This window comes from Cryptosporangium aurantiacum (assembly GCF_900143005.1).
In the GTDB taxonomy this organism is placed as follows: domain Bacteria; phylum Actinomycetota; class Actinomycetes; order Mycobacteriales; family Cryptosporangiaceae; genus Cryptosporangium; species Cryptosporangium aurantiacum.
This window is the reverse complement of sequence record NZ_FRCS01000011.1, coordinates 158,191-173,053: the sequence shown is the minus strand read 5'-3', so window position 1 is coordinate 173,053 and position 14,863 is coordinate 158,191. Positions and strand designations below refer to the sequence as shown.

At 71.9% G+C, this 14,863-nt stretch carries 11 protein-coding genes; 3 read left to right on the top strand and 8 right to left on the bottom strand.

Going from position 1 to position 14,863, the window contains the following annotated elements; translation table 11 throughout:
- The first annotated feature begins 54 nt into the window (after positions 1-54).
- Genes BUB75_RS30955 through BUB75_RS30945 form a run of 3 tightly spaced genes read left to right on the top strand, consistent with a single transcriptional unit; the run spans position 55 to position 4,813 of the window.
- Positions 55-558: a DUF1269 domain-containing protein gene (locus tag BUB75_RS30955; protein WP_073261830.1), complete on the top strand. Its 504-nt coding sequence runs from the start codon at positions 55-57 to the stop codon at positions 556-558.
- Positions 559-596: 38 nt separating this feature from the next.
- A complete protein-coding gene (locus BUB75_RS30950; RefSeq protein WP_073261828.1) occupies positions 597-3,326 on the top strand; it encodes an MGH1-like glycoside hydrolase domain-containing protein in 2,730 nt (909 codons plus the stop codon).
- Positions 3,323-4,813, top strand: a complete 1,491-nt coding sequence (locus BUB75_RS30945) for an alpha-amylase family protein (RefSeq protein ID WP_218617863.1) — start codon at positions 3,323-3,325, stop codon at positions 4,811-4,813. The genes BUB75_RS30950 and BUB75_RS30945 overlap by 4 nt, the downstream gene beginning before the upstream one ends.
- Positions 4,814-4,856: 43 nt before the next feature.
- On the opposite strand, the gene BUB75_RS30940 is transcribed toward BUB75_RS30945, so the two are convergent.
- The 8 genes from BUB75_RS30940 to BUB75_RS47855 all read right to left on the bottom strand — a co-directional run bounded on the left by BUB75_RS30940 (position 4,857) and on the right by BUB75_RS47855 (position 14,816).
- Positions 4,857-7,523, bottom strand: coding sequence for a cation-translocating P-type ATPase (locus BUB75_RS30940; protein ID WP_218617862.1), 2,667 nt, complete (start codon positions 7,521-7,523; stop codon positions 4,857-4,859).
- The gene (locus BUB75_RS30935) at positions 7,520-8,491 is read right to left on the bottom strand and encodes a polyphosphate kinase 2 family protein (protein ID WP_073262055.1); all 972 of its coding nucleotides are present in this window, start codon (positions 8,489-8,491) and stop codon (positions 7,520-7,522) included. Before BUB75_RS30935 ends, BUB75_RS30940 begins: the two co-directional genes overlap by 4 nt.
- A gap of 32 nt (positions 8,492-8,523) precedes the next feature.
- Entirely contained in the window at positions 8,524-8,979 is a 456-nt protein-coding gene (locus tag BUB75_RS30930; protein WP_073261826.1) for a DUF7144 family membrane protein, read from the bottom strand.
- An 87-nt stretch (positions 8,980-9,066) separates the two neighbouring features.
- Entirely contained in the window at positions 9,067-9,873 is an 807-nt protein-coding gene (locus BUB75_RS30925; RefSeq protein ID WP_073261824.1) for a metallophosphoesterase family protein, read from the bottom strand.
- Positions 9,866-11,206, bottom strand: coding sequence for a diacylglycerol/lipid kinase family protein (locus BUB75_RS30920; protein WP_073262053.1), 1,341 nt, complete (start codon positions 11,204-11,206; stop codon positions 9,866-9,868). The genes BUB75_RS30925 and BUB75_RS30920 overlap by 8 nt, the downstream gene beginning before the upstream one ends.
- A 32-nt stretch (positions 11,207-11,238) precedes the next feature.
- The gene (locus BUB75_RS30915) at positions 11,239-11,514 is read right to left on the bottom strand and encodes an SHOCT domain-containing protein (protein ID WP_073262051.1); all 276 of its coding nucleotides are present in this window, start codon (positions 11,512-11,514) and stop codon (positions 11,239-11,241) included.
- 5 nt (positions 11,515-11,519) lie between these two features.
- Entirely contained in the window at positions 11,520-11,999 is a 480-nt protein-coding gene (locus BUB75_RS30910; protein ID WP_178380018.1) for a DUF6325 family protein, read from the bottom strand.
- 99 nt (positions 12,000-12,098) lie between these two features.
- Positions 12,099-14,816 carry a winged helix-turn-helix domain-containing protein gene (locus tag BUB75_RS47855; protein ID WP_084741915.1) on the bottom strand — a complete coding sequence of 906 codons (2,718 nt, stop codon included), beginning with the start codon at positions 14,814-14,816 and terminating at the stop codon, positions 12,099-12,101.
- Between the last annotated feature and the right edge of the window lie 47 nt (positions 14,817-14,863).

Genomic DNA, 14,863 nt, shown 5'->3' with positions numbered 1-14,863 from the left:
CACCGTGCTCATCCGCAGGTGGCGACATCCTCCGCTGGAAGGACGTGCGTAGCCATGACCACCCTGGTCGCGATCGGATACCCGGACGAGGCCACGGCCGCCGCAGCGGCCGTGGAAGCGCGCCGGCTCACCAAGGACCTCATCCTGCAGCCCGACGCCATCGCCGTCATCTCCCGCGACGTCGAAGGAAAGTTCCACGTCACGACCAGCCACCGGCCGGTCGCCTCGGGGACGTCCTGGGGAATGTTCTGGGGCCTGCTGTTCGGCATGCTGTTCTTCATCCCGTTCCTCGGCATGGCGGTCGGCGCCGGGTTGGGCGCTCTGATGGGCAAGATGACGAAGGGCGTCGTGAACAAGGAGTTCGAGGAGGGCGTGCGTGACCTCCTGAAGCCCGGTACGTCGGCGTTGTTCCTGGTCGTCGAGAAGGCGACGCCGGACAAGGCGATCGACGCGCTGGCGCCGTACGGCGGGACCGTGTTGAAGTCCTCGCTGTCGCACGAGGCCGAGGCGCAGCTGCAGGAGGCCCTGCACGGTGAGAAGCCGGCGGCGAACGCCTGACGCACTCCACCGGCGGCTCCGGGGAGGGAGGCACGCAGATGACCGAGCAGGAATCGGCCGAGCGACACCGCCTGAGGGACGCCGACAGACCGGGGAGCCGCTGGCGCCGCTGGGGTCCGTACCTCAGCGAGCGCCAGTGGGGCACGGTCCGCGAGGATTACAGCGCGAACGGCGACGCCTGGTCCTTCGTCACCCATGACCAGGCGCGTTCCCGCGCGTATCGCTGGGGCGAGGACGGCATCGCCGGTGTCAGCGACGACGAGCAGCAGCTCTGCTTCTCGGTCGCGCTGTGGAACGGCCGCGACCCGATCCTGAAGGAGCGGCTGTTCGGGCTCACGAACGCGGAGGGCAACCACGGCGAGGACGTCAAGGAGTACTACTTCTACCTGGACAGCACGCCGACCCACTCCTACCTGCGGTACCTCTACAAGTATCCGCAGGCGGCGTTCCCGTACACCGAGCTGGTGGCCACGAACCGCTCCCGCGGCCGCGGTGAGTTCGAGTACGAGCTGCTGGACACCGGCGTCTTCGACGACAACCGCTACTACGACGTCGACGTGGAGTACGCCAAGGCGGACGAGGAGGACCTCCTCGTCCGGATCACCGTGCACAACCGGGGCCCGGAGGCCGCGACCCTGCACGTCCTGCCGACGCTGCTGTTCCGCAACACCTGGTCCTGGGCGCCCGGGAAGGAGCGGCCCCACCTGGTGGAGGTCCCCGGCCCGCCCGGGACGGCCCGGGTGACCGCCGACCATCCGAAGCTCGGGCGGCGCACGCTGTCCTGTGACGGCACGGTTCCGCTGCTGTTCACCGAGAACGAGAGCAACACCGAGCGGCTGTTCGGTACCCCCAACTCGTCGCCGTTCGTCAAGGACGGCGTCGACCAGCACGTCGTCCGGGGCAGGCCGTTGGCGGTCAACCCGGAGCAACGCGGCACCAAGGTCGCGGCGCACTACGTGCTCGACGTCCCGGCGGGCGGCAGCGCGTCGATCCGGCTGCGGTTGTCCGAACCGGCCCCCGGCGAGCCCGACGGCCCGTTCGGGCCGGAGTTCGACGCGCTCGTCGACGCGCGTCGCGCGGAGTGCGAGGCGTTCTACGAGGACCTCTGCCCGCCGGACACGACGCCTGAGGAACGGCGGGTGATCCGGCAGGCCCTCGCCGGGCTGCTCTGGAACAAGCAGTACTACCACTTCGACGTCGAGACGTGGCTGACCGAGCACGGCTACGACCCGATCGCTCTGGACGCGCCGATCCGCAACCGCGACTGGCCGCACCTGCTGTCGGGGCACCTCATCTCGATGCCCGACAAGTGGGAGTACCCGTGGTTCGCCGCCTGGGACCTCGCGTTCCACGCGGTAGCGCTCGCGCTGGTCGACGTCGGTTTCGCCAAACAGCAGCTCGACCTGCTGCTGCGCCGCTTCCACCTGCACCCCAACGGCCAGATCCCCGCGTACGAGTGGAACTTCAGCGACGTCAACCCGCCGGTCCACGCGTGGGCGACGCTGTTCGTCTACCAGGTGGAGAAGGGCCGCACCGGGAACGCCGACCGGGCCTGGCTGGAGAACGCGTTCCACAAGCTGTCGAAGAACTTCACCTGGTGGGTGAACCGGAAGGACGCCGACGGCAACAACATCTTCCAGGGCGGCTTCCTCGGCCTGGACAACATCGGTGTCTTCGACCGCAGCGCGCCGCTGCCCACCGGCGGCCACCTCGACCAGGCCGACGGAACGGCCTGGATGGCACTGTTCGCGCAGAGCATGCTGTCGATCGCGCTCGAGCTGGGCCGGGAGAACCCGGTCTACCTCGAGGAGGCGAACATGTACTTCGAGCACTTCGCCTGGATCGCCGCGGCGATGAACCGCGTGGGCGCCGACCGCGCGACGATGTGGGACGAGGACGACGGGTTCTTCTACGACCTGCTCCGGCGGCCCGACGGCACGTCCGAGCGGCTGTCGGTCCGGTCGATGGTCGGGTTACTCCCGATGACCGCGGCCACGGTGCTTCCGAGCGACCTCCGCACCGAGTTCCCGGAGCTGGTGGAGCGGGCGCAGGAGTTCCTCGCCCGGCACCCGGAGATCATGGCCTCGATCACCCCGTCGCACACCGCCGGCCTGGAGGACCGCGTGTTGCTCGCACTGCTGGACGAGAAGCGCCTCCGGCGGGTGCTGGCCCGGATGCTCGACGAGGGCGAGTTCCTGAGCCGCTACGGGCTCCGGTCGCTGTCGAAGTACCACGCCCAGCACCCGTACCATGTCGACGTGAACGGGCAGGACTACGGCGTCGGCTACCTGCCCGCGGAGTCGGACAGCGGGATGTTCGGCGGCAACTCGAACTGGCGCGGCCCGATCTGGTTCCCGGTCAACGCACTGGTGATCCGGGCGCTGATCAACCTCTACACGTTCTACGGCGACGACTTCACGGTCGAATGCCCCACCGGATCGGGCAGGCAGATGACGCTCTACGAGGTGGCCGAGGAGATCTCCGACCGGCTGACCAGCATCTTCCTGCCGGACGAGGACGGTAACCGGCCGGTCTTCGGCGGCCAGCACCGGTTCGCGGACGACCCGCACTGGCGCGACCTCCTGCTGTTCTACGAGTACTTCCACGGCGACAACGGCGCCGGTCTCGGCGCGAGCCACCAGACCGGCTGGACCGGCCTGGTCGCGGTGCTGGCCGGGCTGTTCAAGAACCTCGAGCCCGCCGAGCTGTGCGCCGAGGGCACGTCGGCCGCGTTCCGGGCATTCCGGTTCCGGACGGCGGCCCCGTGACCGCGGCCCTGGTGTGGCCGGCGCAACCGGTCATCCACGAGGTGGACACCTGGGTCTGGCTGACCGAGCTGGGCAGGCGCTACGAGCGCCCGGTGACGCTGGGCGACGTGCCCGCGGAGGCCTGGGACGAGGTGACGCTCGCCGGCGTCGACGCGATCTGGCTGATGGGTGTCTGGGCGCGCAGCCCGGCCGGGCTCCAGATCGCCCGGGGCAACCCCGAGCTGGCCGCCGCGTTCCACACGGCCCTCCCGGACCTGCGCCCGGACGACGTCGTCGGCTCGCCGTACTGCGTCCGCGAGTACACGGTCGACCACCGGCTGGGCGGGCCGGACGGGCTGGCGGCCGCGCGGGCGGTGCTGGCCGCGCGTGGCGTCCGGCTGGTGCTCGACTACGTTCCGAACCACGTCGCACCGGATCATCCGTGGGTGCGGGCCCACCCCGAGCGGTTCATCCGGGGCACCGCCGACGACCTGGCCCGCGCGCCGGACGCGTTCGTCGCGGTGGCCGGGTCGGTGCTGGCACGCGGACGGGATCCGTTCTTTCCGCCCTGGCCGGACGTGCTGCAGCTGAACGCCTTCCGGCCCGAGATGCGGCGAGCCACCGCGGACACGCTGCTGCGGATCGGGGAGCAGTGCGACGGGGTGCGCTGCGACATGGCGATGCTGATGCTCACCGACGTCTTCGCCGCGACCTGGGGTGAGCGCGCCGGACCGGCACCGGCCGCCGAGTTCTGGCCGGAGGTGTTCGGCCTGGTCCGCGAGCACAACCCCGAGATGCTGTTCGTGGCCGAGGCGTACTGGGACCGGGAGTGGATCCTGCAGCAGCAGGGCTTCGACTTCTGCTACGACAAGCGCCTCTACGACCGCCTCGCCGACGGCACCGCCGACGGCGTGCGCGGGCACCTGAGGGCAGGCATCGACTACCAGCGGAAGCTGATCCGGTTCATCGAGAACCACGACGAGCCCCGGGCGGCGTCCACGCTGCCGCCGCCGGAGCGCCTGCGCGCCGCGACGGTCGCGATCGCCACGCTGCCCGGCGCCACGCTCTGGCACGAGGGTCAGTTCGACGGCAGGCGGGTCCGGCTGCCGGTGTTCCTCGGGCGGCGACCGGTCGAACCGGCCGACCCCGAGCTGCGGCGGTTCGCGACCGAGCTGCTCGCCGCGGTCGACGGCAGCGCGCTGCGGGCCGGTACCTGGTGCCTGCTGGAGACGACCGGGTGGCCGGACAACCAGAGCCACCAGAATCTGCTCGCCTGGACGTGGGAGCGGGGCTCGCAGCGGCACCTCGTCGTCCTGAACTACTCCGGCGCCCCCGCGCAGGGGCGCGTCCGGATGCCGTGGGCCGATCTGCGGTCCCACCGCTGGGCGCTGGCGCCGCTGCTCGACGGGGACCGGTATGTCCGGGACGGTGACGAGATGGTCGACGTCGGCCTGTTCGTCGACCTGCCGGCGTGGGGATGGCACGTCGTCTCGGTAGAGCTGGTTTGAACAGCGAGGAGGCGGCCCCCGTGGGGGCCGCCTCCTCGTTCGTTCACGCACGCCGGCGGGCCAGGAGCTTGCCGAGCTCCCAGAGGCCCAGCAGCACGAGCGCAGGTACCAGTGCCCAGAGCGTCTCGGCGAACGTCAGCCGGGTCGTGCCGAGGATCGTGCGCAGCACGTCGGTCTGGGTGGCCAGGATCGCGAGCACGAACTGGGCGATCACCACGCGGTTGAAGACGCGGCTGTCCAGCGCGGCGCGGCTGAACGCGGTCCCGGTCTCGCTGCGGCACTCGAACGCGGCGACGATCAGGCAGAACGCGAACGAGGTGAACGCGATCGACCGGCCCGCGTCGAGCCCGTCGAGTCGCTCCTGGCCCAGCACGATCAGGCCGAGCAGGCCCACGCTGATGAGCAGGCCGGTCAGGACCACGGTGACCACGACTGCCCGGTCGGTGATCGACTGTCCGCGCCGGCGTGGAGCCCGGGTCATCAGACCGGGGCTCTGCGCGTCGAAGCCCAGCGCGAACCCGAACGACGCGTTGATGACGAAGTGCACCCACAGCACCTGGATCGGCGTGAACGGCGCGCCGTCGGCGATGTTGAACAGCGTCGCGCCGAGGAACGTCAACACGAACACGACCAGCAGCACGAGCACGAACCGGATGTACTTCAGGAGGTTGTCGAAGATCTTGCGGCCCTGCTCCACGGCGAAGACGATCGTGGCGAAGTTGTCGTTCGACAGGATCATCCGGCCGGATTCCTTGGCCACCTCGGTGCCGCTGCCGACCGCGATCCCGATGTCCGCGGCCTTGATCGCCGGTGCGTCGTTGACGCCGTCGCCGGTCATCGCCACCACGTCGCCCTTGGCCTGCAGCGTCCGGGCGAGCAGCACCTTGTGTTCGGGGGCCACCCGGCCGAGCACGCCGATGTCGTCGATCCGCCGGAGGCGTTCCGATTCGGGCAGCGCGGCGAAGTCCGCGCCGAGCATCGCCTCGCCGTGGATGCCGACCTGGCGGGCCACCGCCGCGCCGGTGATGACGTCGTCACCGGTCACCATCCGGACGCGGATCTGGGCGTCGGTCGCGCCGGCGACCGCGGCGATCGACTCCTTCCGCGGTGGGTCGACCATCCCGACCAGGCTGGTCACCTGCAGGTCGCGGACGTACTCCAGGAGGTCGCGGTCCGGCTGGAAGTCCGCGACGTCCAGGTCACGGGTGGCCGCGGCCATCACCCGCAGCCCGCTCTCGCCCATCCGGCGCTGCGGTTCGTCCGTCCACTCGGCGATATCTGCTGCCCGCGCGACGACCGCGGGGGCGGCGCCCTTCACGTAGCACCGCACGACCTCGCGTCCGCTCGCGTCGGTGAGCCGGTGGAACGTCGCCATCAGCTTGTACGTGGGGTCGAACGGGAGCGTGGCCAGCCGCGGCGCACGCTGCCGGGTCTCCTCGACGTCCAGCCCGGCCTTGAACGCCAGCACCAGCAGCGCACCCTCGGTCGGGTCGCCGACCACCGCGTCGTCCACGAGCGTGGCGTCGTTGGCCATGACGAACGGCAGGATCGCATCGTCGATCCGATCCGAGCTCCCGGCCGCGTGGTGGATCCGGCCGGCGAGCTCGTAGCCCGACCCGGAGACCGTGTAGCGGTCGCCGGGGTCGACGACCTCCACCGCGGTCATCTGGTTCAGCGTCAGCGTGCCGGTCTTGTCGCTGTTGATCGCCGAGACGAAGCCCAGCGTCTCGACCGACGGGAGGTCCTTGACGATCGCCTGCTGGTCGGCCAGCTCGAGGCTGCCCCGGGACAGGATCGCCTGGGAAACGGTCGGTAACGCCTCCGGGATCGCGGCGATCGCGAGCGAGACCGCGCTCAGGAACAGCGCGTCCCAGTCCTCACCGCGGATCCGGCCGAGCACGAACATCACCAGCATCGTCAGCCCGGCGGCGCCGACGATGTACAGCGTCAGCCGGTCGAGCTGGCGGGCCAGCGGCGACTTGTGCCGCTCGTCGCCCGCGAGCATGCCGGAGATCTTCCCGACCTCGGTGCGTGCTCCGGTCGCGGTCACGACCACGGTCCCGGATCCGTGCGTGACCAGCGTGTTCATGAACACCATGTCGGCCTGGTCGCCGGGGCCGACCGGATCGGGCGGCAGCGTCAGCGCGTCCTTGCCCGCGGGCACGCTCTCGCCGGTCAGCGCGGACTCGTCGATCTGCAGCGCGCTCGCGGCCACGATCCGGCCGTCGGCGGGCACCTGGTCACCGGCGCTGAGCAGGACGACGTCGCCGGCCACCAGCCCGGACGCCGGGATCGTCGCCTCGGTGCCGCCCGCCCGGCGCACCCGTGCGGTGGCCTCGGTCATCGACTGCAGCGCGGCCATCGCGTCCTGGGCCTTGCCCTGCTGCCGGAGGCCGAGCACCGCGTTGAGGACGGTCAGCGCGAGCAGGATGACGACCGTGCTCCACTCCTGGATCAGGATCGCGACGATCGCCGCGCCGAGCAGGATGAGCTGCATGTAGCTGCGGTATTCGTCGACGAACCGCCGCCAGCCCGGCGTCGGAGGGCTGGCGGGCAGTTCGTTCGGACCGTCCCGGCCGAGCCGCTCGGCGACCTGCTCGTCGCTCAGGCCCTGCGGCGGGTCCACGGCGAGCGCGCGGGCGACCGCGTCCGGTGCCGTCGCGTACCACGGCGTGTCCGGGGTCGCCGCGACGTCGACCTGGCCGGTCACGATCTCGCCCCCTTCCGTGCCTTGCGCTTCGCGCTCTCGGCGTAGGGATCCGCGGGCCGGCCCTCGGGTGCCTCCTTCTTCAGCGCCCGTTTGGCCGCTTTCAGCTCCTTGGCCACGTGCGGCGGGATCGTCGGGTACTGCGGGTCGAGTTCGACCAGGGTGGTGGCGAGGACCGCGGCGGCGCAGATGCGGGTGAACCATTTCCGGTCGGCCGGGAGGACGTACCAGGGCGCCCACTCCGTGCTGGTGGCCGACAGCATCTCGGAGAACGTGGTCTGGTAGTCGTCCCAGGAGCGGCGCTCGTGGGCGTCGGCCGAGGAGAACTTCCAGTTCTTGTCCGCGCGGTCGATCCGGCGGAGGAACCTGGTCCGCTGCTCCTCCTTGGACAGGTTGAGGAAGAGCTTGACGATCCGGAAGCCGTTCTCGGACAGGTACCGCTCCCAGTCGTTGATCTCCCGGTAGCGGCGTTTCCAGACGTCGCCCTGTTTGGCCTCCGGGGGGAGGTGCTGATGGTCCAGGTGCTCGGGGTGTACCCGGACCACCAGGACCTCCTCGTAGTGGGATCGGTTGAAGATGCCGATGTCACCGCGGGCGGGCAGCTGCCGGGCGTACCGCCAGAGGTAGTCGTGGTCCAGTTCCTCGGTGGACGGCGCTTTGAAGCTCCGCACGTGCACACCCTGCGGGTTGACCCCGCTCATCACGTGGCGGATCGTCCCGTCCTTCCCGGCGGCGTCCAGGGCCTGCAGGCAGACCAGCACCCCGTGGGTGTTCTGCGCGGCCAGCCGGGCCTGGTAGTCGGCCAGCAGCGCGATACCCGCGCGGAGCAACTCGTCGCCGTCCCGCTTGCGGACCAGGTCGGACTTGTAGCCGGGGTCGAAGTCCCGGGACAGCACCACGTCCGAGCCCGGGTCGACCCGGAGCGTCCGGACGAGTTCCGCGATCCGCGCGGCTCTGGATTCGTCGGGCATGCGCACCCGCCTCCTTCGTCGTCGTCGGCGGTTCAGCGGAGTGCTTTGACCTCGCGCCCGTGCACGACGGTCGCGTAGATGACGATGACGTTGAGGACGATCATGATCGTCGACCACACCGGATAGGCGGCGAGGAACGCGAGGTTGATCAGCGCTCCGAGCACCGCCAGCACGACCGCGGCCACCCGGGCCCACGTCTGGCCGGCGATCAGGGCCACGCCGACGGCGATGACCAGCGCGCTCATCGCGAGATGCACCCAGCCCCAGGCGGTGTAGTCGATCTCGACGGCCAGACCGCTCTCGGTGACCGCGTAGAAGCCCTCGTCGAAGATCGCGACGAAGCCCTCACAGGCGTGGAACGCGCCGATCATGATCAGCATGACGCCGCCGAACACGACCCAGCCCGCCCAGCCGGTCGCCACCTCCTCGGGTGGGGTGTAGCCGGTGCCTCGAGCCGGTGCTGCGGACGAAGTCTCGGTGTCCGACATTTTTCTGCCTTCCGTCGTTCCGCACGGGTCGGGTCCAGCGTGCGGGCGACGGGGTCGGGTTTGGTCACCCCGGGCGGATGATCGAGGTCAGCGGGCCCGGGGATACACGACGCTCCGTCCGGTGCGCCAGCCGCCGTCGACGAGATGACGCTGTTCGACGGTGATCGTCCTGGCGTCGACGCGGACCAGGCTCCACGACCGATGGCCGCCCCGCCCGTCGTACATCGAGCCGTCTTCGGCGATCACCTCGATCACCGGATGAGCCAGCCCGCCGCTCCACAGCTGCGTCCGCCGGACGCTCGGCACCCGGGCCGACCCGGCGAGCACGACGTCGACCCGGGTGTGGACCAGCGCGTCGGTCAGCGAGGCGCGTCCACCGGGACGACCGGGTCCGGACACCGCAGGCGGGTGGTGCAGCGCCACCACCCGCAACACCGGTGGTGGTGTGTCGGCCATCGCCGCGCGCACCGTGGACACCTGGCGGGGGGAGACCCGGCCGTGCGCGCACCGCCAGCCGGTCATCGACTGCAGTCCGACGACGCGGACGCCCGGCGCCTCGACCACCGCGTCGTCGGCGCCGGACGGCGCGGCTAGTTCGGCCCGCGCGGCTGCGCCGGCCCGCCCGGCCGCGCCGGCCCGCCCGGCTGCTCTGGGCAGCCGGTCCCGGAGCGGCGTCGGGGTGTGCGTGCCCAGCAGCGGCAGCAGCGGCCGGGGGAGGCGGGCCAGCAGGTCGGCCACCGCGCCACCGGCCGGCCGCGTGCAGTCCCCGGTCACCACGGTCAGCGTCGGGCCAGCCGCCCCGACGTCCGCGACCAGCGTCTCGATCGCGGCCACCGGGTACGCGCCCGCGTGGAGATCGGCGACGAGCGCGAGGACGACCATCGGCTCACGCATCCACGGTGCGGGAGCCGGTGGACAGCGCGATCCGACCGAGCCGCCGCCAGTCCATCGTCGGTCGTGGCGGCCGGACCCCGGGCCGGTTCCGCGGGACCCGCACCCGGAGCGCACGCGGACGAATCGTGCAGCGCACCGGCGTGTGCAGCCAGAACGACTCGCCGTCGATGCCGACCGGGATCGACGCGACGTCCGCGTCGACGACCACCTCGCGTCCCTGGACGACCCGCAACGACCGCGAACGCCGTCCGCGCAGTATCCGGCTCGCGTCCATCGCGCCGTGCATCACGACGGCCAGCACGCCGAGCACGCCGCCGTCCAGCCGAGGACGCTGTCCGAAGTGGGCGACGTCATCGACGCGGTACGGGTTGTTGCTCACCAGCGCGGCCACCGGTCCGTTCAGGACGGTCTGCCCGACGGTGACCCGCAGCGCCGGCCCGGAGTGCTCGGCGAGCAGGTCGGGGAGGACGTCGAGCGCGGTCCCGGCCTTCTTCCCCCGGTACGTCGGGCGGTCGACGATCGTCGCGTACGCGCCGAACGACGCGTTGTTGACGAACGTCCGGCCGCCGACCCGGCCGAGATCGATCCGTACCTCGACACCGTCGGTCAGCGCGTCCAGGCAGGTCTCCGGATGGTCGCGGTCGAGCCCCAGGTCGAGCGCGAAGTGGTTCCGGGTTCCGGCCGAGATCACCATGAACGGGACGCCGGTCTCCGCGGCGACGTCGGCGACCAGGGCCTGCGTCCCGTCGCCACCCGCGACGCCGAGCAGGTCAGCGCCCGCGTAGACGGCCTGTCTCGCCAGGCTGGCGGCGTCCTTGTGGTCGTCGTCGAGCAGTACGACCTCGGCACCGCGGGCCCGCGCGGCGTCGGCCAGCCCGAACCGGTCGACTTTTCCCCCACCGGAGCGGGGGTTCATGATCACGTACGGGTGCCGGGGCGTGGGGGTCTCGTACTCGGTCGGTGGCGCCGGCCGGGGGAATTCGGCCAGCGCCGCGCGGCCGAGGCCGAGCGCCAGCCCCCAGAGGAACGCGGTGACGATCACCGCCCAGAGCAGCTCCGCCCGGATGTACCAGGCCGCGACCGCGCAGGGCACGGCCAGCACGACGGCGCCCGCGATCCAGCGCCGCACCCCGCGGTGGCTGAGGAACCACCAGCCGGCCGCGAGCGTCAGCGCCGCCCCGCCGACACCGAGCGCCAGCAGGCTGATGCTGCGCAGGCCGGCCACGGTCAGCGGCAAGACCAGGCACGCGGCGGCCGCGAGGAACGCCGACCGGGCGAGGCCGCGCTGCACCCAGCGGATCCGCCGCGGCACCGGTGCGGTCGCCGAAGCCATGTTGAGTACGGGGTTCTCGTCCGGCACGGCGCTCAGGTCCCGAGAATGCGGCGCTTCTGGTTCTCGAACTCGGCCTCGGTGAGGATGCCCTTCTCCTTGAGCTCGCCGAGCTGGCTCAGGGCCGCGAGCTGGTTCTCGACACCCGAACCGGCGGGGGCCGGGGGCGGGGGAGGGGGCGGCGGCAGCGGCTCCGGCTGGCTCTGAGCTGCCCACCGTCCGGCTTGGCGCCGGGATACCCGGTTGGAGACCGCGGTCGCGGTCCCGGCGATCACAGCGGTGCGTGCGACGCCGCGCAGGAGACCAGGCATCTGCGTCACGCCCTTTCCACGAGTCGGTGGTCGGTTCCGGAGTCGGCTTCGATGTCGTCGAGGACCGCGAGGATCGCCTGGACCGGGATCCGGCCACCGGCGACCAGCTGGCCGCCGGCCCGGCGCAGTGCGCGGCCGAGCGGCGCGGCCCAGGTGTTCTCGTAGACCAGGACCGCGGCCCAGGTGCCCGGCTCGAGGATCTCGCCGATCACCGTGAGGTCGTCGTCGCCGACCAGTCCGGAGGAGGCACCGGTGAACTGCGCGAGGACCGGCCGGTGGTCCTGCTCGTCGAGGTGGAGGCGGACGGTGGTCCCGTCGGAGCGTCGCTCCACGAACACCAGGTCGAGTACCCGGATGATGCCCCGATCGACCAGCTCTACCAGGGCGAGTAGCCCTTCGCCGGTCAGGTGGCTCTCCGGGAATTCGATCACGAAGAAGTCGATCGGGCCCAGCTCGTCCAAAGTGGTCTGTTCGAGGTCGTCCATGGAGGTCCCTCCAGAGCGCGGAACGTGGACACCTTCTGCGATCCACGATCCGCCGCCGCCGCGGGCCGGGCGTCACCCGCAGCGGACGAGAAGGACCACTCAGATCAAGCCGAGCGCCCGCGCGCGCCGGACGGCCTCGCTGCGCCGGGAGACCGCGAGCTTGCGCAGGATGCTGCGGACGTGCGTCTTCACCGTGTTGATCGACACGTAGAGCGTCGCGGCGATCTCCTCGGTCGGCAGCATCGCGGCCATCTGGAGCAGGACGTCCATCTCCCGCTTGCTCAGCGGTTCCACCAGGACCGGTTCCTCCGCGGTGGCCGGCGTCGGCGCGGGCCGGGACGGCTCGTCGGTACCCGGCAGCCGGAACCGTTCGCGGAGTTCGGGGTCTTCACGGAGCAGACGTCTCAGCACCGGCGCGATCTCGTTGAACGGACGCCGCTGCGACTCGGGAGCCGCCGCGCGCAACGCGTGACGCAGCGCCCGGCGCGCCCGGTCGGCGTCCTGCTCGTCGGCGGCGATCGTCGCGAGCAACAGCCAGGCGTCGACCTGGACGGGTGCGGGCGCGCTGCCACCGGCCACCGCGCGTGCCAGCAGCCGTGCTTGCTCGGCGTCCCCGGCGGCCAGCCGTGCCGCGGCATGGACCACCGTGACGTCGTCGGTCTCCGACGGGGTCAGGGACCGGACCAGGGCCTCGGCCTCGGCCGGGTCTCCGGCGGCGATCGCCAGCCGGGCGCGGGCGATCGCGAGCTCCCGCGCCATCCAGAGCGGTGTATGTCGCTCATCGGCGCAGGCCTCCAGGATCGCGCGCGCCTCGCGGAACTCACCGCGGGCACGCAGCAGGCGCGCTTTGATCAGCGCGATGCCGGACGTCACGGCGGGATCGGCGGACGGATGCGCTGCGGCCGCGCGCAGGTGGTGCCAGGCCGGCTCGACCTCGTACCGCTCGGCAGCGACCCAGGCCAGCGTCAGCTCGGCGGCCTCGGCCCCGGAAGCGCCGGAAGCGCCGGAAGCGCCGGAAGCGCCGGAAGCGCCGGAAGCGCCGGAAGCGCCGGAAGCCGCCGAAGCCGCCTCGCCGGCGAGGGCGGCCGCCTGTCGGAGCCGGCCCCGGTGGGCTTCCACCAGCGCCAGCTGCTCCAGCGCGGACTTCCGCGGACCGGCGCAGCCCGCCGATCCGGCCACCGTGATCGCTTGACGCAGGGTTTCGACTGCCACGTCGACCAGGCCGAGCCGGCTCTCCGCCGCCCCGCGGGCGGTCAGCAGGACGGCGCGGATCTCGGCGCAGCGCGCCCGGAACTCCGGCGGGGCCCGGTCGAGCAGCACGTCGGCGACGTGGGCCGATCGCACCACGCGCGCGGACTGCTGATGCGCCGCCGCGAGGACGATCTCCAGCACGATCCCGGTCAGCGCGACCGGATCGGGACAGGGTGCACCGCCCTCGACCACCAGGCTTCGCGCGCGGTCGAGGAGGTGGATGGCCCGCTCGGAGTCGTTCTCGGCGACCGCGAGCGCCGCCTGGACCAGCGCGCTCTCCGGGGTCGGCGCGGCCTCCGGCACCGCGCTGAGCAGTTCCCCCGGCCGGCAACGCTGTCCGTGCAGCACGAGCTGCCCGATCGCGTAGCCGTGGATCGCGAGCGACGCGGCGGCGGTCGGGTCGCCCGCGGCGAACGCGTGCTCGACCGCGCGGGTGAGGTCGCCGCGGGCCGCGAACCAGCTCGCCGCGCGGCCGTGGAGCCGGGGACGCCGCTCCGGGGCGTCCAGCGCGAGCTGGGTGCGGAGCAGGTCGGCGAACAGCGGGTGGTAGCGGTACGCGGTGGCGTGGTCGTCGGTGGGCACGACGAACGCGTTCTTCCGGCGCAGGGCAGCCAGCACCCGCCGGCTGTCGCCGCGTCCGGTCACGGCCTCGGCCAGCGCCGGCGTGACCACGTCGAGGATGCTGGTCTCCAGCAGGAACGAGCGGACGTCGGCCGGCTGGTTCCGCAGTACCTCCCCGAGGAAGTACTCGGCGATCCCCGCGTCGTCGCCGGTCAGCTGCTCGACCTCACGGTCGGCGTCCGGTCGTCCGGAGAGCGCCATCGCGAGCAGCCGTAAGCCGGCGGCCCAGCCCTCGGTGCGCCGCAACAGCGCGGACAGCGCGCCGTCCGGCAACGAGATCCCGTGCAGGTCGAGCAGTTCGGCGGTCTCCGCAGGGGTGAACGCGAGGTCGCGGCCCCGGATCTCGGTCAACCGCCCGGCCAGCCGGTATCGGTGCAGGGGGAGCGGCGGGTCGGACCGTCCGATCAGGATAATGCGCAGGCGTTCGCCGGCATGGCGCAGGACGAAGTCCAGGTCGGCCGCCCACGGGTGCTGGTCGTCGAGGCAGGAGGTGCCGTCGAGAACCAGCATGACCGGCTCCGGTGCGGCCGCGATCTCACCCGCCAGCCAGGACAGGAACGAACGGTGTGTGGCGGCGCCGGGAAACGCGTGCTGGGTCGCGGTCGGCAGGTTCACCCCGGCCCTGCGGAGCGCTTCGACGACGTAGGCCCAGAACACGGCCGCCGCGCCGTCGCCCTCCTCGAGCGTGATCCAGGCGGCGGGTGCGCTGCTGGTCCGGATGCGCAGCCAGGAGGCGACGAGCTGGGTCTTCCCCGCTCCGGCGGAACCCACGACGACCGTGATCGGATCGTGTTCGGCAGCGGTGAGCGTGCCCCAGAGCCGGGATCGGGTGACCAGGAACGGCGGCGCTTCCGGAACGGCGAACTTCGACTCCAGGAGCGGGTCCTCGCCCGCTGGGACCGGGACCGGGTTGGTGGAGAGTGCGATTGCAACATCAGTAGCCACACGACCCCCAAGCGCCGGCCGACCCCGATGAATCCATCTCAGCCTGG

Coding starts and splice junctions, on each gene's coding strand:
- BUB75_RS30920 (WP_073262053.1), bottom strand. CDS start 11,206: ATGGCTTCGGCGACCGCACCGGTGCCGCGGCGGATCCGCTGGGTGCAG.
- BUB75_RS30910 (WP_178380018.1), bottom strand. CDS start 11,999: ATGGACGACCTCGAACAGACCACTTTGGACGAGCTGGGCCCGATCGAC.
- BUB75_RS30935 (WP_073262055.1), bottom strand. CDS start 8,491: ATGCCCGACGAATCCAGAGCCGCGCGGATCGCGGAACTCGTCCGGACG.
- BUB75_RS30955 (WP_073261830.1), top strand. CDS start 55: ATGACCACCCTGGTCGCGATCGGATACCCGGACGAGGCCACGGCCGCC.
- BUB75_RS30950 (WP_073261828.1), top strand. CDS start 597: ATGACCGAGCAGGAATCGGCCGAGCGACACCGCCTGAGGGACGCCGAC.
- BUB75_RS30930 (WP_073261826.1), bottom strand. CDS start 8,979: ATGTCGGACACCGAGACTTCGTCCGCAGCACCGGCTCGAGGCACCGGC.
- BUB75_RS30915 (WP_073262051.1), bottom strand. CDS start 11,514: ATGCCTGGTCTCCTGCGCGGCGTCGCACGCACCGCTGTGATCGCCGGG.
- BUB75_RS30925 (WP_073261824.1), bottom strand. CDS start 9,873: ATGCGTGAGCCGATGGTCGTCCTCGCGCTCGTCGCCGATCTCCACGCG.